Below are 22227 nucleotides of genomic sequence, written 5' to 3' on the forward strand. Positions count from 1 at the left end.
GCTGCCCCGACACGACGGACGGCCCGCCGCTGCCAGCGGTGGGCCTCCGGCCGTGTGTGCACCGATACGATCGGGCGTCACCGACCCTTGCCGATCCACACCCCGGGAGACACACCATGCAGGATGACGACGCGGTCGACGCGCTGTTCGACGCGGTGCGGTCCGATGTCGCGGCCCAGCCCCCCGCCGGTGTGTGGGAGTCGGCGCTGGAGGCGGCGTTCACAGCGGAACCGGTCTCGGCGGACGAGGCCGGGGTGCCCGAGATGGACGACGACCCGGTGTTCCCCGACGACGAGGTCGTGCTCGACGACGGGTCCGAGTACATCGACCTCGGCGACGACGCCGACGACGACCAGGACGACGTCGTGCTCGGCGACACCGACGAGATCGCCCTCGACGGCGACACCGACGAGATCGCCCTCGGTGCCGAGGAGTTCCCGGCCGACGACCACGGCGGCCCCGACCACCTCGACCCGCCCACCGACGACCACGGCGACGGCGGTTGGTGAGCTTCCGCCCGTAGCCCGCGCCAGGATCGTTCCTCTCCCTGGGATCAGGCCCCCGTTAGGATCAGCGCGGACCGCGACAGGGGGACGAGATGGACGACGTGACGTTGCTGGAGAAGGCGCGCGGTGGCGACCAGCGCGCCTTCGCGCAACTTGTCGAGGCGCACCGCAATCACGTGTGGGCGGTGTGCCTTTCCACCACGGGCAACGCCCACGACGCCGAGGACGCACTCCAGAACACGCTGATCGCGGCCTGGCAGCACCTCGACCGCTTCCGTGGCGAGTCGCGGTTCGGGACCTGGCTGCACCGGATCGCCGTCAACAACGCCTTGATGGTCGTTCGCAAGCGCAAGCCGGACACCGACCTCACCGACTTCACGGACGACGCGCAGACTGTCACGCTGACCGACGACGGCCCACGTTTCGACGACCGCATCGCCGACCACGACGCACTGCGGGCGGCGCTCGCCCAGCTGCCGGAGGACTTCCGGACCGCGCTCGTCCTGCGGGAACTCGGCGACCTCACCTACGCGGACATCGCGGAGCACCAGGGCGTCGGCGTCGCGACCGTGAAGTCGCGGCTCAACCGCGCCCGCACCCAGCTCGCCCGGCACCTCCGCGAGAGTGCCGCCTGACCGCTTCCGACCACATCCCGACGGAATGTCTGTAACGTCCCGTCCCGGTTCCGCGACAACCTCCGTGACGTCACGCGAGTGCGCGGGACGGAATGTCCGCTCGTCGGGCGGGATTCAGGGGAGTAGGGAAACGGCATGGAACTTCGTGGGTTCTTCGCGCGACACAGGATCGTGGCGGCGGTGGCCGCACCGCTGGCGCTGGGCGTCGCGGCGGCAGGCACCGCGTGGCTCGCCTTCGAGTCGCCGACGTCCATCGAGACCGAACTGACGGCGTCGACGACGGAATGCCACGACATGGTCACCGTGTCGATCGCCGGTCGCAACGACACCCCGCCGGACACCGTGCCCCGCCTCGTCGACGCGAACGGAAATCCGCTGCCTGCCGCCCTGTCCGACGACTACAGCAGCCACTGGGTCGACCCGGTCGCCAATGCGCCTGCCTCGGTGAACAACCTGAAGCCCGGCTCGTACGCCAACCTCTACATCGCGTACCCCGCGAACATGGACAGCTACGAGAACGCGGTCTCGACGGGCGTCGAGAACACCCAGCAGGTGATGCGCGAGATTCGCGTGTCCTGCCCGAACACCCGGTTCTCGGTGGTCGGCTACAGCGAGGGCGCCGATGTCGCGCGCCGCGTCGCGATGAACATCGGCCACCAGGACGGCGCCGACGGGTACGACATCGTCGATCCCGCGAACGTCGTCGGGGTGGTCATCTTCGCCGACGCCGGACGCTCCCTCGAGCAGGGCCCCTTCCCCGGAGCGCAGAACCCGTACACGAACCCCGACGGCTTCGGCACCGCCTACCAGACGGGCGAGAACACCGCGGGCGGTGCGGGCGCCGTCACCGGCACCGGCGGCTCCGACTTCGGTGCACTCGCGGGCAAGGTCGCCGCGTTCTGCTCCGACGGCGACCTGACCTGCGCGGCCCCGGAGAACATCTCCCTCCTGCAGCTGGCTGTGAACGTCGGCCGCCAGCTCAACATCGACTCGCTCGAGAAGGACGGCCTCACGCCCGAGAACGGCATCGGCGTCGCGACCGTGATCGGTCGGGTCGCGTACGACGCCTTCGCGGTCATCTCGTCGCAGCCGAACTGGATGCAGAGCGACCAGACCTTCCTCGACGTGCTGCTTCAGGTCTCCGACCCGGCGTACAAGCCGAGCGAGTCGGATGGTGCGCTGCCCGCGACGCCGGTCGCCGACACCATCGAGGCCGAGAAGCTGTCGCCGCTCGCGCTCCTGCCGGAGAAGCTGTTCAAGGAGGTCGTCAACCTCATCGCCACGAACCAGAACACCATCCCGGTCGTGATGAGCGATCCGTACCAGCTGACGCTGGGTGAGGGCACCGGCCGGCACTTCGACTACTGGCGCGACACCGCCGACGGCAAGCCGCTGAGCTCCGCCGAGTACGCGGCAGCCTGGCTGACCCAGCTGGCCGAGGACGCGCGGAACGGCAAGCCGCTGCCCACCACCACGACCACGGCATCGCCGACCACCACGACGAAGGCCGGTACCACGTCGGCCGCCACCACCGGCGGAGCGAAGGCGGCGGCGGTTTCGGCCGTGCCGTCCACGACGGTGCCGGTGCCCTCGTCCACCGCGCCGCTGCCGTCCGTGGTCGAGACCCCGGCGACGTCCGTGCCCGCCGCGACGGTCACCGAGCCCGTGACCACGCCGGAGGCGCCCGCCCCGACGTCGGGTGCGGTCCCGACCAGCGTGTCGGTCACCCCGACCCCGGTCGCCTGACCGGGTCACCACCGATCACGACGCCCATACCGGCCACCCCGCCGGTATGGGCGTTTCGTTCTGTTCGGCCGTGAGTTCTCCCTCACCGGCCGCTGCGGATGCGGTCCCTGGTCCGAGATGTCGTTAGCCTCGGCACTCGTGCCGGAGTCCGGAGCCGATCGAGTCGAGACCCTGCCGATCCCGGTTCCGGCGTCGGCGTGGTCGGCCTTGCTGTCCGTTCCCAGCCAGGGCCGGAAGTGGCCCGGCGTCGCCCGCGCCGCGGTCACCGTCGCACTGCCGGGGCTGGGCGGGCTCGCCTTCGGATCCGGCTCCGTGAGCGCCGTCGCGACCCTGGGTGCGTTCGCCGTCGTCTACGGCGAAGGCCGCCCGTACCGGGTGCGCTGGCGCATCGTCGCACTGGTCGGTGTCGCGCTCGTCGCGCTGGCCGGGATCGGTGCCGCGGCGGGCGCACTCGTGCACGCCCGCGATGCGTCCCCGGGCTGGTGGCTGCTGATGATCGGGGTGATGACGACGGTCGTCGCCGTCGGCGCCTACGTCGTCGACGCGCTGCGCACCGGACCGCCCGGCGCCTTCCTACCGCTGCTGAGCGTCGTGATCGCCTCCACCCTGCCCGGCGCGGGAGTACCGGTGGCGTCGGTGCTCGGGTGGACCGCCCTCGGCGCCGCGTCGGCGCTCGTGGTCGCCATGTCCGGGTTCCCGTTCCGGCCGCGCACTCCCGAACGGACGGCGGTCGCGGCCGCGGTCCGGGACGTCGAGTCGATGCTCGCCGAGAACACCGCGCACCGCCGCCGCGACGCCGTGCGGTCCCTGCACGGTGCCTGGCTGTGCCTGCACGACGCCGACCTGGTCCGGCCAGTCCGGGGACGGGCGCCGCATCGACTGGCGCGGATGCTCTACGCCGCGCATCTGCGGTGCTCGGCGGCCCTCCGCGGGGTCCCGCACGACGCGGCGTCACCCGAGGACGACCTGCACGCCCAGGTGCCGCTGAGGCGTCCGCCTGCGCTGCATCTGCTCGCCCGGGCCCGGCACCCGCACGGCCGCACCGTCACGATCCTGGTGCGACTGCTGATCGCCTGCCCGGTCGCCGGGGTGCTCGCGCTGGTCCTGGACACCGGGCGCCCCGACTGGGCGGTGATCACCACGGCGATGATCCTGCACCAGGGACCCGACCGAGTGCTCGGCATGCACCGCGCCGCCCACCGGTTCCTGGGGACCGTCGTCGGGCTCGTGCTGCTCGCCGCCCTGTGGTACCTCGAGCCGCGGGGTGCGGCGCTGGTGCTGGTTCTCGCCGCGCTGATGGCGGCGATCGAGGCGTTCCTGGTGCGGCACTACGGGATCGCGATGGCCGCGATCACCCCGCTCGCGATGATCCTCGGCGGCGTGGGCCTGCCCGGCGACGTAGGTCCCGCGATCCGCGACCGGATGATCGAGACCGTCATCGGGGTCGCCGTCGCGCTCGCCGTGATGTGGGGAGTGCTTCCGCGTGCCCACCGCCGGATCCTCGTCGACGCCGACGACCGTGTCGCCGCCGCCGTGGCGAACCTGACCGCCGAAACCGGGGACCGCGAGCGCCGCCGGTTGCGTCGCGACCTCGCGTTCGACCTGCAGGCGTCCACCGCCGCCGCAGTCGGCGCCGCGCACACCGAACCGCGGTGGACCGCTGACAGGTGGGCGGACCATCACGCGCTGCACGAGCAGGGCTACCGGCTGCTCGCCGCGCCCGTCGGCTCCGACTGATACCCGTTGGTGGTGTTCTCCCGGCTCCGCCCGTGGTTACGTGGACGGCAGTCGATGTTGGGAGTAGCCATGACCGAAGCGAGGAAGCGACGTGTCGGTGCAGGGCTCGCGGCCGCGGCCCTGACCCTCACACTGGTGACGGCCTGCAATTCGACCGACGAGTCGCAGACACCGTCCGAGCCCGAAGCCCCGATGACCGAGCACGATCTCCACGCGAACACCGACGAGGACACTCCACGGACCACCGCGTCGGTTGACGAGGCCACGACGATCACCATTCGGAACTTCTCGTTCGGCCTCCCGGACAGCGTGTCGCCCGGCGCGACGCTGACCGTCGTCAACGAGGACTCGGTGGAGCATTCCGTCACCGCGGACGGTGCGGACCTGTTCGACGTGGACGTCGACGCCGGCGAGACGGTGACGGTGACCGTGCCCGACGAGCCCGGGACGTACTCGTTCCACTGCACCTATCACCCGGAGATGACCGGGGTCCTGACCGTCGGATGACGCGCACTGCCGCGACGCCGCCGCGCGGGTAGCCTCCCGCGTATCTCACGAAGGCGGCGAAGGTGAGGGCCCCGGATGGCGATCCACCGGCACACCCTGGCGGGTGTCACCCACGAGTTCCACGGGCTCGTCGACCTGCTCGCGAAGGCGTCACCGCGGCGCTCGGGCGACGAGCTGGCGGGCTGCGCCGCCGCCTCGGACAGCGAACGTGCCGCAGCGCAGTGGGCGCTCGCCGACGTCCCGCTCGCCGCCTTCCTCACCGAGGCCCTGGTCCCGTACGAGTCGGACGAAGTGACCCGGCTGATCCTGGACGGCCACGACGCCGCGGCCTTCGCCCCGATCGCGCACCTGACCGTCGGCGGCCTGCGGGACCACCTGCTCGAGCGGGCCGCCGCGCCCGATCCCGGGCTCGGTGCGCTCGCGCCGGGGCTCACCCCGGAGATGGTGGCGGCGGTCGGCAAGATCATGCGGAACCAGGACCTGATCGCGGTGTCCCGGGCGCTGACGGTGACCAGCTCGTTCCGCTCGACCATCGGGCTGCCCGGCACCCTCGCCACCCGCCTGCAGCCGAACCATCCCGTCGACGACCCGCGAGGTGTCGCGGCCGCGCTCCTCGACGGTCTGCTGATGGGCTGCGGGGACGCGGTACTCGGGATCAACCCGGTCAGCGACTCGCCGCACGCCGTCGCGGACCTGTTGCGGTTGCTCGACGACGTCCGCGCCCGATTCGAGATCCCCACGCAGACCTGCGTTCTCACCCACGTCACCACCACGATCGACCTGATCGAGCGCGGAGCGCCGGTCGACCTGGTGTTCCAGTCCGTCGCGGGGACGGAGGGCGCCAACCGGGCGTTCGGCGTCGATCTCGCGGTGCTGCGGGAGGGGAACGAGGCCGGGAGGTCGCTCGGGCGCGGGACCGTGGGTGAGAACGTCATGTACTTCGAGACGGGGCAGGGGTCGGCACTGTCGTCCGGCGCGCATCTCGGGACGGGTGGCCGCCCTGTCGACCAGCAGACCCTCGAAGCGCGCGCGTACGCCGTCGCGCGGGCGTTCGACCCACTGCTGGTGAACACGGTCGTCGGGTTCATCGGCCCGGAATACCTGTACGACGGCAAGCAGATCGTGCGGGCGGGGTTGGAGGACCTGTTCTGCGGCAAGCTGCTCGGCCTGCCGATGGGGGTCGACGTCTGCTACACCAATCACGCCGAGGCCGACCAGGACGACATGGACACCCTGCTGACTCTGCTGGTCGCGGCGGGTACCGCGTTCGTCATCACCGTGCCCGGCGCCGACGACGTGATGCTCGGCTACCAGTCGCTGTCCTTCCACGACGCCCTGTACGCCCGGTCGATCGGGAATCTGCGTCCCGCACCGGAATTCGAGGAGTGGCTGCGCACCCAGGGCATGGCGGACGCCGACGGCCGTGTGCTGCCCGTCGACGTCGGCGCCTCGCCGCTGCGTGTGCTCGGCGGTGCGTCGTGACCGACCACTGGGAGCTGTTGCGCGCCCACACGCAGGCCCGAATCGGATTGGGGCGCACCGGGAATTCGCTGCCCACCCGCCGGCAACTGGAGTTCACCGCCGCTCATGCCGCAGCCCGCGACGCCGTCCACGCGCCGCTCGACGTCGCCGGTGTGTCGGAGCGGTTGCGCGCCCTCGGCTTCGGTGAGCCGCTCGTCGTCGCGGGTGCGGCGCCGGACCGCGCTACCTACCTGCGACGGCCCGATCTCGGGCGCACGCTCGCTCGTCCGCTGACCTGGAACGGGTCCACGAGCGACGTCGGAATCGCCCTGTGCGACGGGCTGTCCGCCACGGCGATCTCCGCCCACGGCCCGGACCTGGCCGCCGCGATCGTGGCCGCGCTACCCGGACTGACCGTGGGCCCGCCGGTGATCGCGACGCAGGCGCGGGTCGCGCTCGGTGACCACGTCGGGGCGGCGCTCGGTGTGACGACGATGCTCGTGCTGATCGGGGAGCGCCCGGGTCTCTCGGTCGCCGACAGCGTCGGTGTCTACCTCACGCATCACCCTCGCCCTGGCCGCACCGACGCCGAACGCAACTGCGTCTCGAACGTCCACCCGCCAGGCGGGCTGGGCTACGAGCACGCGGCCCGCGTCGTCGCGTCGCTCGTCGACGGTGCGAGAGCACTGGGCTCGTCGGGGGTTGCACTCAAGGACAGTTCCCGCGGCCCGGCGCTCGAGGACACCTCCCGTGGTCCCGGTGTCCCGCCCACCTGACACCCCGTCATGGCAGGCTCGCGGCCATGACGCTCCCGATCGTGCTTCCGCATCCACAGGACATGGCCCGGCGCTGGGCGGTCGTCTCGGCCGTCCTCTCCGCACGGGGCCCACGCTGGGCAGACGGCGCCCATGCGACCTCGGACACCTGGCACTACGACGACGGCGGCGGGAACTGGGCCGATCTACGGTTGCTCGGTGACGGGAGGGCGGTCCTCGTCGGGCACGACCACGAGTATTCCGACACCTACTACGGCGCGGGCGCGGAGTACTTCGGTGAGGAGGAGACCGACCTGCTGGCGGGTGCGCCCGACTGGTGGGTGTCGGCGATCTCGGACCACCTGGACCGTGTCGCGACGCAGGGGATGTGGATCGGTTTCGTGTACGGATTCGACGGTGCGAAGTGGTCGCGGGCGGAGTACGAGCCGGACGACGGGTTCACCGCCCTGAATCCACCGTTCCTGAGCGACGAGGCCGCCGTCGACTTCTGTACCGAGCACCTCGACGGCTACGCCGAGGACGACGGCCTGTCCGTGTCCGTCGACGTCGCAGCGCTCGCGCGGGCCCTCGCCGAGGGGGCGGGGCTGGCTCGGGAGACCGCGGCGTCGGTGTTCGCCGGCCGGGGACTGGACGTCGACGCCGCCCTCGCGGCCGCCCATCGATTCGCGCACTGAACGGGAATCCCGCCAAGACCTGTACACCTGTCCACTCGCGTGTCTAGTCTGATGTCGATCCATGTCGACGGACGAGAGCAGGTGGGTTCAGGTGAAGACCAAAGGCGCGCTGATCTGGGAGTTCAACCAGCCGTGGTCGATCGAGGAGATCGAGATCGGCGATCCTCGAAAAGACGAGGTCAAGGTCCAGATGGAAGCGTCGGGCATGTGCCACTCGGACCATCACCTGGTCACCGGCGGCATCCCGATGGCCGGCTTCCCGGTCCTCGGTGGCCACGAGGGCGCGGGCATCGTCACCGAGGTCGGCCCGGGTGTCGAGGACATCGAGGTCGGCGACCACGTGGTGATGTCGTTCATCCCGTCGTGTGGCAAGTGCCCGTCCTGTCAGGCGGGTCTGCGCAACCTCTGTGACCTCGGTGCCTACCTGCTCGGCGGCGCCTCCGTCAGCGACGGCTCGTTCCGCATCCAGGCCAAGGGCCAGAACGTCTTCCCGATGACGCTCCTCGGCACGTTCTCGCCGTACATGGTCGTGCACAAGAGCTCGGTCGTGAAGATCGACAAGTCCATCCCGTTCGAGGTGGCCTGCCTCGTCGGCTGCGGTGTCACCACCGGCTACGGCTCCGCCACCCACACGGCACAGGTGAAGCCCGGTGAGGACGTCACGATCGTCGGCCTCGGCGGTGTCGGCGTCTCGGCGCTGCAGGGGGCCGTCAACTCCGGTGCCCGCTACGTCTTCGCAATCGACCCGGTCGAGTGGAAGCGTGAGCAGGCCCTGAAGTTCGGTGCAACCCACGCGTTCGCGAGCGTCGAGGAGGCGGCCGGACAGATCGCCGAGATCACCGCGGGAGGCATGTCGAAGAAGACGATCGTCACCGTCGGCGAGGTGCACGGCGAGGATGTGGACCTGTGGATGGGGATCACCTCCAAGGCCGGGACCGTGGTGCTCACCGCGATGGGTAGCCTCATGGACAACCAGGTGACGCTGAACCTGTCGATGCTGACACTGCTGCAGAAGAACCTGCAGGGCAGCATCTTCGGCGGTGCCAACCCGCACTACGACATTCCGCAGCTGCTGTCGATGTACAAGGTCGGCAAGCTGAACCTCGACGACATGGTCACGCGCCAGTACCGGCTGGAGCAGATCAACGACGGCTACCGGGACATGTTGGAGGGACGCAACATTCGCGGTGTCATTCGGTACACCGACGCCGATCGGTGAACCGGGGGTCGGTGCCGTGCCGGGTGACGAGGCCCGGCACCGACCTCACTGTTCTCTACCTTCCAGTTCCCGGATCCGGTCGGCGGCCTCCTCGAGACGCTTGCGGCGCGCCCGCTCGTCGGACTTCTTGAGCTGCTCGTACGTCTTCTCGTCGGCGTCGCTGTACTTCAGGAGCATCCGCGGCAGGCTCAGCGTGAGCACCAGCGACGGCCAGACGATCCAGGCGTAGTCCCAGCCGACGACCAGCTGCAGGATCAGGAACGTGATCAGGGTGACGCCGACGATCGCCCAGTCGAGATTCTCGACCAGGCTGCCGCGTGAGCGCAGTGATTGCAGTTCGGCCTCGGCCGATGCGGGCTCGGTCGCCGGCGGAGCGCTCGGCCAGGTCGCCGGCAGGGCGTCCTCGGTGAGTTTGCGGATGCGGCCGTCGGTCGCGTCGAGCGGTACCCCGCCGGGCAGCCCGAGAAAGGGCTCCCGGACGGCACCGAGTGTGCGTGCCGAGGCGACGTCGCCCGACCGCTCGTAGAACTCGCTGCTGTCCAGCCTTCCGGCGGCGTAGTGGTCGCCGAGGACGTTGAGCGCGTGCAGTCGCTCGTCGTCGCTCAGCAGCAGGTCGTCGTGGTCACCCGTACCGTTCACTCGAATCAGCCCCCGTGTGCGTTCGTGTACCAGGGTTCCGATTCTAGGTGGCCGGGTGGACCGCCGAACGGCACAGCAGTTCGAGCTCGTCCACGACCGCATCGAGCGGGGCCGAACTCTCCTGTGCCTGAGCGAGAATCAGCGCGCCTTCGAGCGACGACACGATCAGGACCGCAATCGAGCCGGCGCGCTCCTCCGGGACGCCCTCCCCGATCAGCTTCGTGGCCAGCACCGCGCACCAGGAGTCGAAGGACGTGCCTGCGATGATGCGGGCGCCACGTTCGGTGCCGAGCGCTGCCGCCGCGATCGGGCAACCCTGCTCGTACCGGCTCGACTCGAGCCCGCTGCGCCAGATGTCGACGAGGGCTCGCAGGGCGCCGACGGTGTCGGAGGCGTCGAGGATGCGGTCGATCCCGGTGCCGACCCACTTCGACGCGGAGGTCGTGGCCTCCTCGATCAGCTGCGACTTGCCGTTCGGAAAGTGGTGGTAGACGGACCCGCGGGGGGCGCCGCTTCGGGACAGGACCTCGGCGAACGAGGTGGCCGCGACGCCGCGCTCGCGCATCAGCGTGATGGCGCCGTCGATCATTGCCGCTCGCGGCCCCCTGGTGGGATCCTGCCGTCGTGCCATGTCCGCCCTTCCTGCACGCTGGTGTTCTATGTAGAGTGTCATACATATCCGCCGACCGCCAGGAGTTGTCGTGACCCGCACTGCCACATCCGCCCACCCCCTCGACGTCGCACTCGAACTCGAGCCGGTCGGCGACGGAACCGTCTCGGGTCGCACGACCGCGGACTACGCCAACATGGTGGGACCGTTCGGTGGGATCACCGCCGCCACCATGCTCAGCGCCGCGCTGCGGCACCCCGAGCGGCTCGGTGACCCGGTGTCGCTCACGGTGAACTTCGCGGGCCCGGTCGCCGACGGTCCGTTCACCATCGATGCGCGCCCGACGCGGACCAACAACTCCACGCAGCACTGGACGATCGAGATGACGCAGGACGGCGTCGTCGCCACGACTGCCACGGCGGTGTTCGCGCTGCGCCGCGACAGTTGGACGTCCACCGAGGTGACGCCTCCCACCGCGCCGGCCGCCGAGTCGGTCGAGCCGACCGTGGGCCCCGAGTTCATCCGCTGGATGCGCAACTACGACATGCGTTTCGTCGACGGCGGCCTGACCGACATCGACGGCGAGCGCGGCGACTCCACCACCACGCTGTGGATCCGCGACAGTCCCGCTCGGGCGCTGGACTTCCCGGGCCTGACCGCGCTGTGCGACTCCTTCTACCCACGCGTGTTCCTGCGCCGCGGGCAGATGTGCCCGGCGGGCACCGTTTCGCTCACGATCTACTTCCACGTCGACGCCGACACGCTCGCCGGCCACGGGGACGACGCGGTTCTGGCGACCGCCCGCGCCCAGCACTTCGGCCGCAGCTACTTCGACCAGTCCGCAGAGCTGTGGGGCCGGGACGGCGCACTGCTCGCCACCAGCCACCAGGTGATGTACTTCAAGGTCTGAGTCGCTCGGGCGCCAGACGCGGCGGCAGCGATCCGTGCGGGAGCTGTGGTCCCACCGCGACTTTCGCGCCCGGCGCCCGGCCGCGGCCCCAGCCGATCTCGGCGCGGTAGCGGCCGACCTCGTCCTCGGGTATCGCCGCCGCCGATGGCAGTGGCTCGGACAGCGGGTGCACGTACAGCGCGTCGGTCGGGCAGTGCGCCTCGCACATGAAGCAGGTCTGGCAGTCCGACTGCCGGGCGATCACCGGAATCCCGGAGTCGGTGCGGTCGAACACGTTCGTCGGGCACACGTCGACGCACTTGTCGCAGCCGATGCAGGCGTCCGCGATCAGCTTCTCGATCACGACGCCGCCCCCAGCGCCGCGTGCAACGGTGCTGGGCGCGTCCACACCTGATCGAGGCCGCCGGTGAGGATGTGGTGGTGCTGCGCGGGATCGAGGTCCGGGTGGTCCTCCCGCTTGCTCATCCCGCGACTTTCGGTGCGCGCCAGCGTCGAGTGGTACATCCACCGGCCGACCGCCGTGATCGCCGCCGCCTGCCGGTTCCGGATCCGATCCTCACCGCCGCTGCCACCGAGCCCCAGTGTCACTGCGGTCCACAGTGATTCGAGTTCACCGAGGGCGGACGCCACCCGGGGGCCGTCGCGAAGGAAGTTCTTCTCGTACGGCACCAACTCCTGCTGCGCGGCCGCCACCACCGCAGGTGCGTCCAGGTTCGTCCGCCCGGCCGGGCGCAGTCCGGCACGCCCGGTGGGATGCAGGTCAGCGGCGGGAAGCCGCCCGGCCCGTCGCGCGAAACGTGCTGCGCCCGTTCCGGCCCAGCTGCCCGACGACATCGCCCATGCCGCATTGTGACTGCCGCCGCCGGTGAAGCCGCCGCAGATGCGTTCGCGAGTGGCGGCGTCTCCCGCCGCGAACAGGCCGGGGACCGTCGTCGCGCAGTCGTCGTCGACCACCTCGATGCCCCCGGTCCCGCGGACCGTGCCCTCGGCGAGCAGCGTCACCTCGAACCGGTCGGTGAACGGGTTGACGCCCCGGCGATCGAAGTGCAGGAAGAAGTTCGGCTGTCCGAGGCGCATCAATCGCTGCGTCGCGACGTCCGCGCGATCGAGCTGCGCGTACACCGGCTCCGACAGCAGGGTCTGCGCGATCACGGAGCGGCCCTTCGACGATCCCGCGCCCTCGACGACCCGACCGTCGGCGTGGAAGAACGTGGCATAGCCGTAGTAGGCGGTCTTCGTGATCGGGGATCCGATCGGCGCGATGCCGTACGCGTTGGAGAACTCCATGCCGGAGAACGACGCTCCCACCTCGGCGGCCATGAGCGCGCCGTCCCCGGTGTCGACGTTGGTGCCGAGTGCACCGGACAGGAACGCGCAGCCACCGCTGGCGATCACGACCGCGCCCGCGGTGACCAGGTAGTCGCGGCCCTCCTGCCGCCGATGTCCGGCCGCGCCGCGAACCTGACCGTCGGCGTCGACGAGCAGTTCCAGGGCAGGGGAGTGGTCGAGGATGCGGACCCCGGCGCGCCTGATCCAGGCACGCATCCGGCGCATGTACTCGGGTCCCTGCACGCCGGTGCGGATCTGCCGTCCGGTGTCGGGATCGACCGGGAACGGGTAACGACCCTCCTCGGCGAGCAGGTTCATGTTCTCGAACGTCTGGTCCAGGACGCGGTCCATCCAGCGGTGATCCGCCAGGTATCCGCCGAGTGCTTCTCGGTCGGCCTTCGCGCGTTCCCGTGCGGCGCGGTCGGGCGCGACGTACCAGACACCCGTTCCCGCGGGTGCGGTCGCGCCGCTGGTCCCGCAGTACCCCTTGTCGACGAGGACGACGTCGGCTCCGGTCTGGGCGGCCCGTAGCGCCGCCCATGTCCCGGCGGGGCCGCCCCCGATGACGAGGACGTCGGTGTCCCACTCGATCCGTGCACCCATGTGCCACGCTCCTGTCGACGCACTACCCGGTCACGGGTAGAGGTTTCCGCAGTCGGAGCGGAAAGGCGCCGGTTGGAATCAGCGTGAATCGAGCGCGGTACAGGGGGCCCGAACGCGCGTGAGCCCGGCGTCGCTCAGCGACGCCGGGCTCACACGCGAGAAGATCAGGCCAGCTTGGCCAGCAGATCGGCGCGCTGACGGGCACCGAGACCGGCGACGCGACGCGTCTCCGCGATTCCGACGGACTCCGCGATGTCGCGGGCCTTCACCTTGCCGACCTTCGGCAGGGACTCGAGCAGGTAGAGCACCTTCGTCTTGCCGACGAGTTCGTCCGTCTCCGCCTTGTCGAGGACCTCGACGAGCGTGACCTTTCCGGACTTCAGTTCCTCCCGCAGTTCGGCCCGGGCCTTCCGGGACGCGGCCGCCTTCTCGAGTGCGGCGGCGCGCTGTTCGGGGGTCAAGGTGGGCAATGCCATGAGATGTGCCTTTCTCGCGGTTCCCTGGGAGGAGCCCCAGGGGGATCCCGGGTGAGAACCCCAGGCTAGAGCGGTCGTGACCGGGAATCACGGTACCCCCGCCCCGCGTGTCGTCAAGCCTCACGCACCGCGCCACACCGGCGGACGCTTCTCCAGGAAGGCCGTCATGCCCTCCTGCGCGTCGCAGGTCACGGCGTTGGAGGCCATCGTCTCGGCCATCGCGGAGTACGCCTGGTCCTGCGGCAGATCGATCTGCCGGTAGAACGCCTGTTTGCCGATCTGGAGGGTCAGTGGACTCGCCGACGTGATCCGGGTCGCCAGGCTCCTGACCTGGCCGTTCACCTCCTCGGGCGGTACCACGAGGTTGACCAGACCCCAGTCCGCCGCGGTCGCGGCATCGATCGTGTCACCGGTCAGCAGCATCTGCATTGCCCGCTTGCGCCCCACGGCGCGACTGACCGCCACCATCGGCGTCGAGCAGAACAGACCGATCCGCACTCCGGGGGTCCCGAACACGGCGGATTCCGACGCGACGACGAGGTCGCAGGACGCGGCGAGCTGGCAGCCCGCCGCGATCGCCGGTCCCTGTACGGCCGCGATCACCGGCTGCGGGATCAGCTGTACGGCGTCCATCATCTCGACGCACACGTCGAAGATCGCCTGCTCCTCGTCGAGGGTGCGGCCGACCATCTCGGACAGGTCGTGGCCGGCCGAGAAGACGGGCCCCTCCGCCGCGATCACCACCGCCCGGATCGCCGGGTTCGCCGACAACGACCGCAGCCCGTCCGTCACCTGACGCATCACGTTGCTCGACAGCGGGTTCCGTTGCCCCGGCCGGTCCAGGACGATGGTTCCGATTCCTGCGTCCGAGTCGATCTCGGTACGGACGGCGTCGTTCATGTGCGCGCACCTTCTTCCGTCGATGGTGATGTCGACACTACGACCCGGAAGCGGGTGGCGATGCCCCCGAAAAGGGGCGGCGGGGAGAGGTCAGGCGACCGGCTGCTCCTCCTTGACCTGACTGCGCAGCGGCGCCTTGAGCACCTTGCCGGACGCGTTGCGTGGCAGGGCGTCCACCACCACGACGCGTGTCGGCTTCTTGTACGACGCAAGACGATCGCTCGTGAACGCGATCAGCTCGTCGGCGGCAGGTGCGTCGCCGGGCTCCCGGGGCACGACGACCGCGACGGGAGTCTCGCCCCACTTCGGGTGCGGTGCCCCGACCACCGCCACCTCGAGCACCTTCGGATGATCCGCAAGTACGGCCTCGACCTCGGCGCAGTAGATGTTCTCGCCGCCGGAGATGATCATGTCCTTGAGCCGGTCGACGACGAAGTAGAAGCCGTCCTCGTCGACGCGCACCAGGTCGCCGGAGTGGAACCAGCCGCCCTCGAACGCATTCCGGGTCGCCTCCGGATTCTCCCAGTACCCGATCATGGTCTGCGGTCCGCGGTACACGATCTCACCGACCTCGCCCTGCGGGACGTCGTTCATCTCCGCGTCCACGACCCGGACGTCGACCAGCGGCACGGGCTTGCCGACCGACCCGATCTTCCGGATCGCGTCCTCGCCGTCGAGAATCGTTGTGATCGGCGACATCTCGGTCTGCCCGAAGGAGCACACGTTCGGCACGGCGGGGAACGCCTCAGCCATCGCCCGCAACACGGCCGGGGTTGCGGGCGCCGCACCCCACGACATGTGCCGCAGGCTCAGGGTGCGCTGCGGGATGGTCGGGCTGGCCGCCACCATCTGCCACTGCGCCGGAACAAGGAAAGAGGAAGTGACACGTTCGGATTCGATGAGATCGAGGAACGCCTCCGGATCGAACGCGCCGGTCGGAACGATCACGTTGGTGTATCCGAGGATGACGTTGGGCAGCATCGCGCCGGTGCCGGCGATGTGGAACAGCGGCGCCGTCAGTGCCGCGATCTCGTCGTCCGCGAGGCGGAACGCGCGGGTGATCGTCATCGTCTGTGCCAGCAGGTTCTGGTACGACAGCATCGCGCCCTTGGGTAGGCCGGTGGTGCCCGAGGTGTACATGATCATCGCGCACGACGCGAGGTCGCTGGGCCCGCCGCCCACGCGGGGTTCCGCGGCGGCGAGAGCCGCCTCGTAGAGGTTCGCGGCCGGACCGGCCGACGACGCGTCGTCACCGACCACCAGGCAGGTGGGGAGGAGGCCATCCGCCCGAAGGCCCGTGACGAGGGACGCCAGGGCCTGCTCCACGACGACGGCGCACGACCCGGAGTTCTCCACGAGGAACGCGACCTCACTCGCGGCGAGGCGGAAGTTGACGGGGACCGCGATGGCTCCGAGGCGGTTGATCGCGACCATCGCCTCGAGGAACTCGGGCCGGTTCGTGAGCAGGATGATCACCCGGTCACCGGGGCCGACACCGCCGTCCTCCAGGACCGTGGACAGGCGTCGGCTGCGGTCGTCGAGTTCCCGCCACGTGGTGGTGGCGCCCCGGAACCGGAGCGCCGGCTTCTCCGGCATGGCCCTGGCGTGCTTGGCGATCTGATCCACCCAGGTCAGAGGCGTGCTGGGGTTGCTCGTGGAGGTCGTCACGTGGCACCTTTCGTCGTCCGGCCCGACAGCAGCAGAGTGTCGTGCGTCACAATTTCTCGAAAGGTAGCCACGGGCCGGCGCCGTGGAAAGACCCCGCGACGTATTTGGCCGCAACGGTCGAGATTGGCCGATTGCGCTGTACCCGATCACTCGTGTCGGAGCGATCACGTCGGGCGGCCCCGACCCGGGACAACGGCTCCGCACGCGCCGAACCTGGCAGGATCGGACGGGTGAGCACCGCGAACCTGACCCGTGCCGAGACCGCTGCGCGCGCCGCAGCGGTCACCGTCCGCTCCTACCGCGTCGAACTGGATGTGACGTCGGCGACCGACCAGTCCGAGCCCGGCTTCGGGTCGGTCACCACCGTGGAGTTCGACGCCACCACCGGCGAGACCTGGCTGGACTTCCTCGGTGGCACCGTCGAGTCGGTCACGGTGAACGGCGCGTCCGTCGACGTCCGCTACGACGGTGCCAGGATCGCGTTGCGCCGGCTCGCCGAGTCCAACACGGTCGTCGTGCGCGGCACCGGGCGCTACAGCCGTTCCGGTGAGGGGCTGCACCGCTTCCGCGATCCGGCCGACGGCCGGACCTACCTGTACACGCAGTACGAGCCGTCCGACGCCCGCCGCGTCTTCGCCTGCTTCGAGCAGCCGAACATGAAGGCGCCCTTCACCTTCGTCGTCACCGCCCCGGCGGGCTGGGAGGTGATCTCGAACCAGTCCGTCGCCACCCGCGACGTGACGGACGACCGTCAGGTCGTGGAGTTCGCCCCGACACTGCCGATCTCCACGTACATCACCGCGGTCGCCGCCGGCCCGTACCACCGCGTCGACTCGTCCTGGACCCGCGGCGACCTCACCGTCCCGCTCGGAGTGCTGTGCCGGGCCTCGCTCGCGCCGCACCTCGACGCCGACACCATTCTCGAGGTGACCCGTCAGGGGCTCGGATTCTTCGCCGACAACTTCGAGTTCCCCTACCCCTGGGGCAAATACGATCAGGTGTTCGTCCCCGAGTACAACCTCGGTGCGATGGAGAATCCCGGCCTGGTCACGTTCACCGAGGCGTACGTGTTCCGGGGTGCCGCGACCGACGCCCAGTACGAGGCGCGGGCCAACACGATCCTGCACGAGATGGCGCACATGTGGTTCGGCGACCTCGTCACCATGCAGTGGTGGGACGACCTGTGGCTCAAGGAGTCGTTCGCCGACTACATGGGCGCCCTCGCCAGCGCCGAGGTGACCGAGTGGACGGACGCGTGGGTGGCGTTCGCGAACCGCCGCAAGGCGTGGGCCTACTCGCAGGACCAGCTGCCCACCACACATCCGATCGTCGCGGACATCGTCGACCTCGAAGCCGCGAAGCTCAACTTCGACGGCATCACCTACGCCAAGGGCGCGAGCGTGCTGAAGCAGCTCGTCGCGTACGTGGGGCGGGAGGCGTTCTTCGAGGGGGCACGCCGCTACTTCCGGGCGCACGCGTACGGCAACACCACCCTCGACGACCTTCTCCGGGAGCTGTCCGCGACGTCCGGTCGGGACCTCGACGCCTGGGCGCAGGCCTGGCTGCAGACCACGGGGATGTCGACGCTGACCCTCGAGCGCACGCGCGGCAAGGGGCGCAAGGGCGGGGGCCATCAGGTCGTGCAGACCGATCCTCGGCCGCACACCCTGAGCATCGGGCTGTACGACTTCGACGACGCCGGTTCGCTGGTGCTCACCGAGCGGATCACCGTCGACATCACCTCGGCGCGAACACCAGTCGAGCTCAACGAAACCCCGCTGATGTTGCTCAACGACGACGACCAGACCTACGCGAAGGTCCGGCTCGGCGGCTTCTCCGTCCGCACCGTCGAGGAGTCACTCGACCGGATCGTCGATCCGCTGGCCCGCGGGCTCGTGTGGTCGGCGCTCTGGAACTCCACCCGCGACGGTGAACTCGACCCGCGCCGGTACCTGGAGGTGGCGCGCCGGTTCGCGCCCACCGAACCCAACACGGCCCTGCTGACGGCTGCGACGACGAACGCGGCATTCACTGTGGGGCACTATCTGCGCAAGTCCGACCGCATTCGGTGGCGCGGTGAGTGGCTCGAAACATGCTGGGCGACACTCTGGTCCGCGGAAGCGGGATCCGGTTCCCAGCTCGTCTGGGCGCGCGCGACCGCGTCCGCGGCCGCCCTCGATGATTCCCGTTCCGCCGACATCCGCGCGCTCCTCGACGGCACCGCCCCCGCGCCGGACGGGCTGGCGCTCGACCCCGATCTGCGCTGGTCGCTGTGGACCGCGCTGGCCGCGACCGGTCACGCCGGTGAGGCCGAACTCGACGCAGAACTCACGCGCGACGACACCGCGTCGGGCCGCACCGCCCGACTGCGCGCCCTCGCCGCCCGCCCCGACGAGGCGGTCAAGGCCTGGGCCTGGGAGTCGGCACTGACCGACACCACCCTGACCAACGATCACCTCGACGCGATGATCGGCGGGTTCCGTGCAGGGGAGCGGCGTGACCTGATCGCGCGGTACGACTCCGCCTACTTCGCGGCCCTGACGAACATCTGGTCAGGTCGCAGCATCGAGATCGCGCGCCGTCTCGTCGTCGGCCTGTTCCCGGCGAAGGACTCCACCGAGGCGGTCGACAAGTGGCTCGACGCGAACGAGAAGGCACCCGCGGCGCTGCGCCGACTCGTCGTGGAGCAGCGTGACCACCTGGAGCGGGACCTGCGGGTGCGCTCACGCGCCAGGTAGGGGGCTTGGTCGACTCAGTTGACGTTGTCGAGGGCGAGGTGGTCGGTCCAGATCTGCCCCGCCTTCGGCAGGTCTGCGTGACCGCCTCGCGCATCGGGATTCCACAGCCGCGACGTAGCCAGCGCCGGGTCCGGTCGCAGGTCCACGTCGTCGACGTCCACGACGACGACCAGCTCCGGCTCGGCGAGGCCGGCCGCGAGTCGGGTCCGCAGGCCCGGGTCGTCGGTGATCGTCGCGCGGCCCTGCACGTGCAGCACTCGATCGTCGCCCGCGACCAGGGACAGCAGCGACACCTCGGGGTGCTGCAGCAGATTTCGCAGGGTGTCGGTACGCCGGTTCCCGGGCCGGTCGGGGAACGCGAGGGTGCGGGGGCCCAGCGGAACCAGGAATCCCGCCTCGTCACCCTTCGGGCTGACGTCGGTGCCGCCGCCCGCGTCCGTGCTCGTGATGGTGAGAAAGCGTGAGCGTGCGAGGAATTCGCGCACATGCGGGTCGGCGAGATCGGCGCCCGGCGCCGCCGCAGTGCGTGCCTCGACGTCGTTCCACAGCCCGGAGCGCGTCACGGACCGAGCGCAGTGCAGGTATGCCTCGTCGACCCGCAGCACCGCCGCCGTGCCGTCGCGGTGCAGCCTGCCGTTGACGCGCAGCGTCTCGCCGTACCCCGGTACCAGCGCGACCATGCCGCCCGGAGCGCCGTCGCCCAGCAAGCCGGGGAGACAGGGAGATTCGATGCGCAGGGTGTTCCGGTCGGCGGCCGTCATCACGCCAGGCTCGCCGCCGACGACCAGGCTGCGCTGGGTGCCGTCCGCGCCCTGTGCGCCGAGTACGGCGAACGGTGACCGCTGGAGGAACGTCCGGCAGTGGTCGTCGAGGAACGGAATCGCCTTCAGCATCGTCACGGGTGGACGTTCGCCGTACAGGGCCTCGAGTTGGTCGACGGTCGTGACCGAGCGGATCACGGAAACCTCGGTCATCCGACCGCGGGGACGACAGTCGCCGGGTCGTCGTCGGTGGCCGCGGTCAGTGCGGGCAGCGTGGCGTCGAGCAGGTACGGCTGGCTGAGCGGGCTCGCGAAGCCGAGCGCGGCGGGCACGTCCGTGCCGAACTCGCCGAGGTAGACGGTCCGGTCCTCCGCGACAACCGGCAGCTGCGCGAACAGCGGGTCCGCGAGGAGGTCCTCCTTGGTCGCGCCGACGACGATCAGGGACTGCTGGTTCAGCAGGTCGTACCGTTCGGGGGTGATCGAGCCGGTCTGGGCGGGCGCGGCGAAGCCGAGCTCGGTGAAGAAGGCGCCCCGTGGGTCCTGCGCCTCGAAGATGTAGAACCCGTCGGCCATCTTCATCGCCACCGCGACGGTGCGGCCGGCGAACTGCGGGTTCGCAGCGATCGCCTCGTCGAATCCGGCCTGAACCGAGTCGCGGACCTCCTGCGCCTCGGCCTGCCTGCCGAGAGCGGTGCCGATCGTCGAGAGCTGGTCCTCCCAGGTGGGGTTGTCCATCGGCAGGTCGGCGACCGTCGGTGCGAGGTCGGACAGCGACCGGTAATCGGACTCTTCCATCACCGAGTACGTCCCGAGCAGCAGGTCGGGATTCGCCTGCGCGATCTTCTCGAAGTCCAGCTCCATGCCGCCGACCTCGGGAATGTCGGTCTCGTAACCTTCGGCCCACGGGCGGTTGCGGTAGTCGTAGCCGGTGAACGCGCGCGTCGCGACGGGCGTCTCGCCGAGCGCGAGGACGAAGTCGAGGTCGTTGAAGCCGACGGTGACGACCCGTTCGGGGTCGGACTCGATCGTCGTCGACCCGAACTTGTGCTCCACGGTGACCGGGAAGGCGCCGTCGGGTGCGGTCGCAGCCTGGTCGGACGAGTCGTCGGAACCGCATGCGGTGAGCACGGCGGACAGCGCCAACGCGGACAGGAGGGCGGTGGACACCCGACGGGAGTTGTGCACGACCAGAACCAACCTTTCGCATGGCTTAAGTAAGCCTAACCATAGAACATTGCGCCTCCGTTCACGCCGGAAGGCCACCTTCATTCCCCCCGGTTGGTGGCTGAACGTCACCTTCACGCGGTTGGTCAAGATGAACGGCGCGTTCAGCCGGGCGGCGTCGGGGTCGTCGGGTTGGGGATCGAGGTCATTTCATGTGGATGAGTGATCGGTCGCGGTCACCGCCACTCCAGGGCGAGGTCGTCCCGCAGCGCGGACTTCAGGTCCTGGACGCGTCGCTCCTCGCGGCCGTCGGGTGTCAGCGCGGCTGAAAGAAGAGCGAGGAACCTGGACCGGCTCACGCCGAACGTGACCAGTAGGTCTTCGCGCGGTGACCCGCCGAACGGCGCCCACATGACTGCGAACGTCACGAGGGCGCGATTCGGAGGGGGCAGGGCGTGGACGGACTCGAGAAAACGAAGGACGCCCAGTGACTTCCGGACCCAGATCGCATCGAACCGGTTCTTTCCGCGGACCGGAGTGGGGGCGGTTGCCGACGTCGACGGTTGGTGGAGCTCGTTCATCAGCGCTACTCGTTCACGGCCGTCGAGGATCCGAGGACCGTGGATGCGGCCACGGCCCTCCATGCAGCGTCGTAGCGCCGGACGGTCACCTCGTCGGCGTCCCCGAGCAGGGCGTCCAACAGGGAGCGCGGGTTGCGGCGCCACGCCTGAGCGGTGTTCGCCACGGCGAGATTGCTGAACAGTCCCGACCAGGCGAGCGCGCGAACCCACTCGCCGATGTCACCTCGGTGGATACGTTCGACGGCGACTCTCGCGAGTCCGTCCTCGATGAAGTCGCGAGAGAACATCGCGGTGACGAAGTCACTGCAGGCGTGGAGGTGGTCGTTCATCGGTGCCGTCGCCTTCCCTGGGGTCGACGCATTGGATCCACTGGGCCGACTGATTTCGGCGAGCGAATGCGGGGCGTCGATACCCGGACCCGCGCTGTGTGGTGCATCACATCCTGCGGTGTCCCCGAGCCGGAGACATGCGTGGAATCACCCGGTTGGTACCCGTCTTCCGGTCCCGGTCGCGTGAGTCGGCCTGCTGGGAGGGCTCAAGCCTCGCCTTGGTCGTGGGGGTGCAGACGTACCGAACGCCCGGTTC

22 protein-coding genes are annotated in these 22227 nt (G+C 70.0%); 11 read left to right on the forward strand and 11 right to left on the reverse strand.

The window, feature by feature from the left end:
• Window positions 1-116: 116 nt before the first annotated feature.
• The 9 genes from ACFSJG_RS09880 to ACFSJG_RS09920 all read left to right on the forward strand — a co-directional run bounded on the left by ACFSJG_RS09880 (window position 117) and on the right by ACFSJG_RS09920 (window position 9261).
• Complete coding sequence (locus ACFSJG_RS09880; protein WP_378485023.1) at window positions 117-509, forward strand: hypothetical protein; 393 nt, start codon at window positions 117-119, stop codon at window positions 507-509.
• Window positions 510-598: 89 nt separating this feature from the next.
• Window positions 599-1141 carry an RNA polymerase sigma factor gene (locus tag ACFSJG_RS09885; RefSeq protein WP_378485024.1) on the forward strand — a complete coding sequence of 181 codons (543 nt, stop codon included), beginning with the start codon at window positions 599-601 and terminating at the stop codon, window positions 1139-1141.
• A gap of 135 nt (window positions 1142-1276) precedes the next feature.
• Window positions 1277-2887, forward strand: coding sequence for a cutinase family protein (locus ACFSJG_RS09890; RefSeq protein WP_378485025.1), 1611 nt, complete (start codon window positions 1277-1279; stop codon window positions 2885-2887).
• A gap of 117 nt (window positions 2888-3004) precedes the next feature.
• Window positions 3005-4624: an FUSC family protein gene (locus ACFSJG_RS09895; RefSeq protein WP_378485026.1), complete on the forward strand. Its 1620-nt coding sequence runs from the start codon at window positions 3005-3007 to the stop codon at window positions 4622-4624.
• 69 nt (window positions 4625-4693) lie between these two features.
• Complete coding sequence (locus ACFSJG_RS09900; RefSeq protein ID WP_378485027.1) at window positions 4694-5131, forward strand: cupredoxin domain-containing protein; 438 nt, start codon at window positions 4694-4696, stop codon at window positions 5129-5131.
• Between the two features lie 75 nt (window positions 5132-5206).
• Window positions 5207-6613 carry an ethanolamine ammonia-lyase subunit EutB gene (locus tag ACFSJG_RS09905; protein WP_378485028.1) on the forward strand — a complete coding sequence of 469 codons (1407 nt, stop codon included), beginning with the start codon at window positions 5207-5209 and terminating at the stop codon, window positions 6611-6613.
• On the forward strand, window positions 6610-7368 hold the full coding sequence (gene eutC, locus ACFSJG_RS09910; protein WP_378485029.1) for an ethanolamine ammonia-lyase subunit EutC: 759 nt from the start codon (window positions 6610-6612) through the stop codon (window positions 7366-7368). The genes ACFSJG_RS09905 and eutC overlap by 4 nt, the downstream gene beginning before the upstream one ends.
• 26 nt (window positions 7369-7394) lie before the next feature.
• Window positions 7395-8042, forward strand: a complete 648-nt coding sequence (locus ACFSJG_RS09915; RefSeq protein ID WP_378485030.1) for a hypothetical protein — start codon at window positions 7395-7397, stop codon at window positions 8040-8042.
• A gap of 91 nt (window positions 8043-8133) precedes the next feature.
• Window positions 8134-9261, forward strand: a complete 1128-nt coding sequence (locus ACFSJG_RS09920) for an NDMA-dependent alcohol dehydrogenase (protein WP_378485031.1) — start codon at window positions 8134-8136, stop codon at window positions 9259-9261.
• 45 nt (window positions 9262-9306) lie between these two features.
• Here the strand turns inward: ACFSJG_RS09920 and ACFSJG_RS09925 are convergent, their stop codons facing one another.
• Together ACFSJG_RS09925 and ACFSJG_RS09930 are read right to left on the reverse strand one after the other, a co-directional pair.
• A complete protein-coding gene (locus ACFSJG_RS09925; RefSeq protein ID WP_378485032.1) occupies window positions 9307-9900 on the reverse strand; it encodes a DUF1707 SHOCT-like domain-containing protein in 594 nt (197 codons plus the stop codon).
• A gap of 43 nt (window positions 9901-9943) precedes the next feature.
• Window positions 9944-10531, reverse strand: coding sequence for a TetR/AcrR family transcriptional regulator (locus ACFSJG_RS09930; protein ID WP_378485033.1), 588 nt, complete (start codon window positions 10529-10531; stop codon window positions 9944-9946).
• Window positions 10532-10601: 70 nt separating this feature from the next.
• Between ACFSJG_RS09930 and ACFSJG_RS09935 the strand changes: the two genes are divergently transcribed.
• Entirely contained in the window at window positions 10602-11420 is an 819-nt protein-coding gene (locus tag ACFSJG_RS09935; RefSeq protein WP_378485034.1) for an acyl-CoA thioesterase, read from the forward strand.
• On the opposite strand, the gene ACFSJG_RS09940 is transcribed toward ACFSJG_RS09935, so the two are convergent.
• From ACFSJG_RS09940 to ACFSJG_RS09960, 5 genes are all read right to left on the reverse strand, one after another.
• A complete protein-coding gene (locus ACFSJG_RS09940) occupies window positions 11410-11763 on the reverse strand; it encodes a 4Fe-4S dicluster domain-containing protein (protein WP_378485035.1) in 354 nt (117 codons plus the stop codon). The genes ACFSJG_RS09935 and ACFSJG_RS09940 overlap by 11 nt on opposite strands.
• Window positions 11760-13352 (reverse strand): FAD-dependent oxidoreductase, encoded by a 1593-nt coding sequence (locus tag ACFSJG_RS09945; RefSeq protein WP_378485036.1) that lies wholly within the window; start codon window positions 13350-13352, stop codon window positions 11760-11762. The genes ACFSJG_RS09940 and ACFSJG_RS09945 overlap by 4 nt, the downstream gene beginning before the upstream one ends.
• Window positions 13353-13516: 164 nt before the next feature.
• Window positions 13517-13828, reverse strand: coding sequence for an integration host factor, actinobacterial type (gene mihF, locus ACFSJG_RS09950; protein WP_007537111.1), 312 nt, complete (start codon window positions 13826-13828; stop codon window positions 13517-13519).
• 120 nt (window positions 13829-13948) lie between these two features.
• A complete protein-coding gene (locus ACFSJG_RS09955) occupies window positions 13949-14728 on the reverse strand; it encodes an enoyl-CoA hydratase (RefSeq protein WP_378485037.1) in 780 nt (259 codons plus the stop codon).
• Window positions 14729-14818: 90 nt separating this feature from the next.
• On the reverse strand, window positions 14819-16396 hold the full coding sequence (locus ACFSJG_RS09960) for a long-chain-fatty-acid--CoA ligase (RefSeq protein WP_378485038.1): 1578 nt from the start codon (window positions 16394-16396) through the stop codon (window positions 14819-14821).
• 230 nt (window positions 16397-16626) lie between these two features.
• On the opposite strand from ACFSJG_RS09960, the gene pepN reads away from it, so the two are divergent.
• Entirely contained in the window at window positions 16627-19134 is a 2508-nt protein-coding gene (gene pepN, locus ACFSJG_RS09965) for an aminopeptidase N (protein ID WP_378485039.1), read from the forward strand.
• 14 nt (window positions 19135-19148) lie between these two features.
• Here pepN and ACFSJG_RS09970 read toward each other — a convergent pair whose 3' ends face one another.
• The 4 genes from ACFSJG_RS09970 to ACFSJG_RS09985 form a co-directional block, all read right to left on the reverse strand.
• Complete coding sequence (locus ACFSJG_RS09970; RefSeq protein WP_378485040.1) at window positions 19149-20108, reverse strand: pyridoxamine 5'-phosphate oxidase family protein; 960 nt, start codon at window positions 20106-20108, stop codon at window positions 19149-19151.
• Entirely contained in the window at window positions 20105-21082 is a 978-nt protein-coding gene (locus ACFSJG_RS09975) for an ABC transporter substrate-binding protein (protein ID WP_378485041.1), read from the reverse strand. The genes ACFSJG_RS09970 and ACFSJG_RS09975 overlap by 4 nt, the downstream gene beginning before the upstream one ends.
• Window positions 21083-21297: 215 nt before the next feature.
• A complete protein-coding gene (locus ACFSJG_RS09980) occupies window positions 21298-21642 on the reverse strand; it encodes a hypothetical protein (protein ID WP_378485042.1) in 345 nt (114 codons plus the stop codon).
• Window positions 21643-21647: 5 nt separating this feature from the next.
• On the reverse strand, window positions 21648-21971 hold the full coding sequence (locus tag ACFSJG_RS09985) for a hypothetical protein (RefSeq protein ID WP_378485043.1): 324 nt from the start codon (window positions 21969-21971) through the stop codon (window positions 21648-21650).
• Window positions 21972-22227: the final 256 nt, after the last annotated feature.

The organism is Rhodococcus gannanensis (assembly GCF_042681175.1).
Classification (GTDB): domain Bacteria; phylum Actinomycetota; class Actinomycetes; order Mycobacteriales; family Mycobacteriaceae; genus Rhodococcus_G; species Rhodococcus_G gannanensis.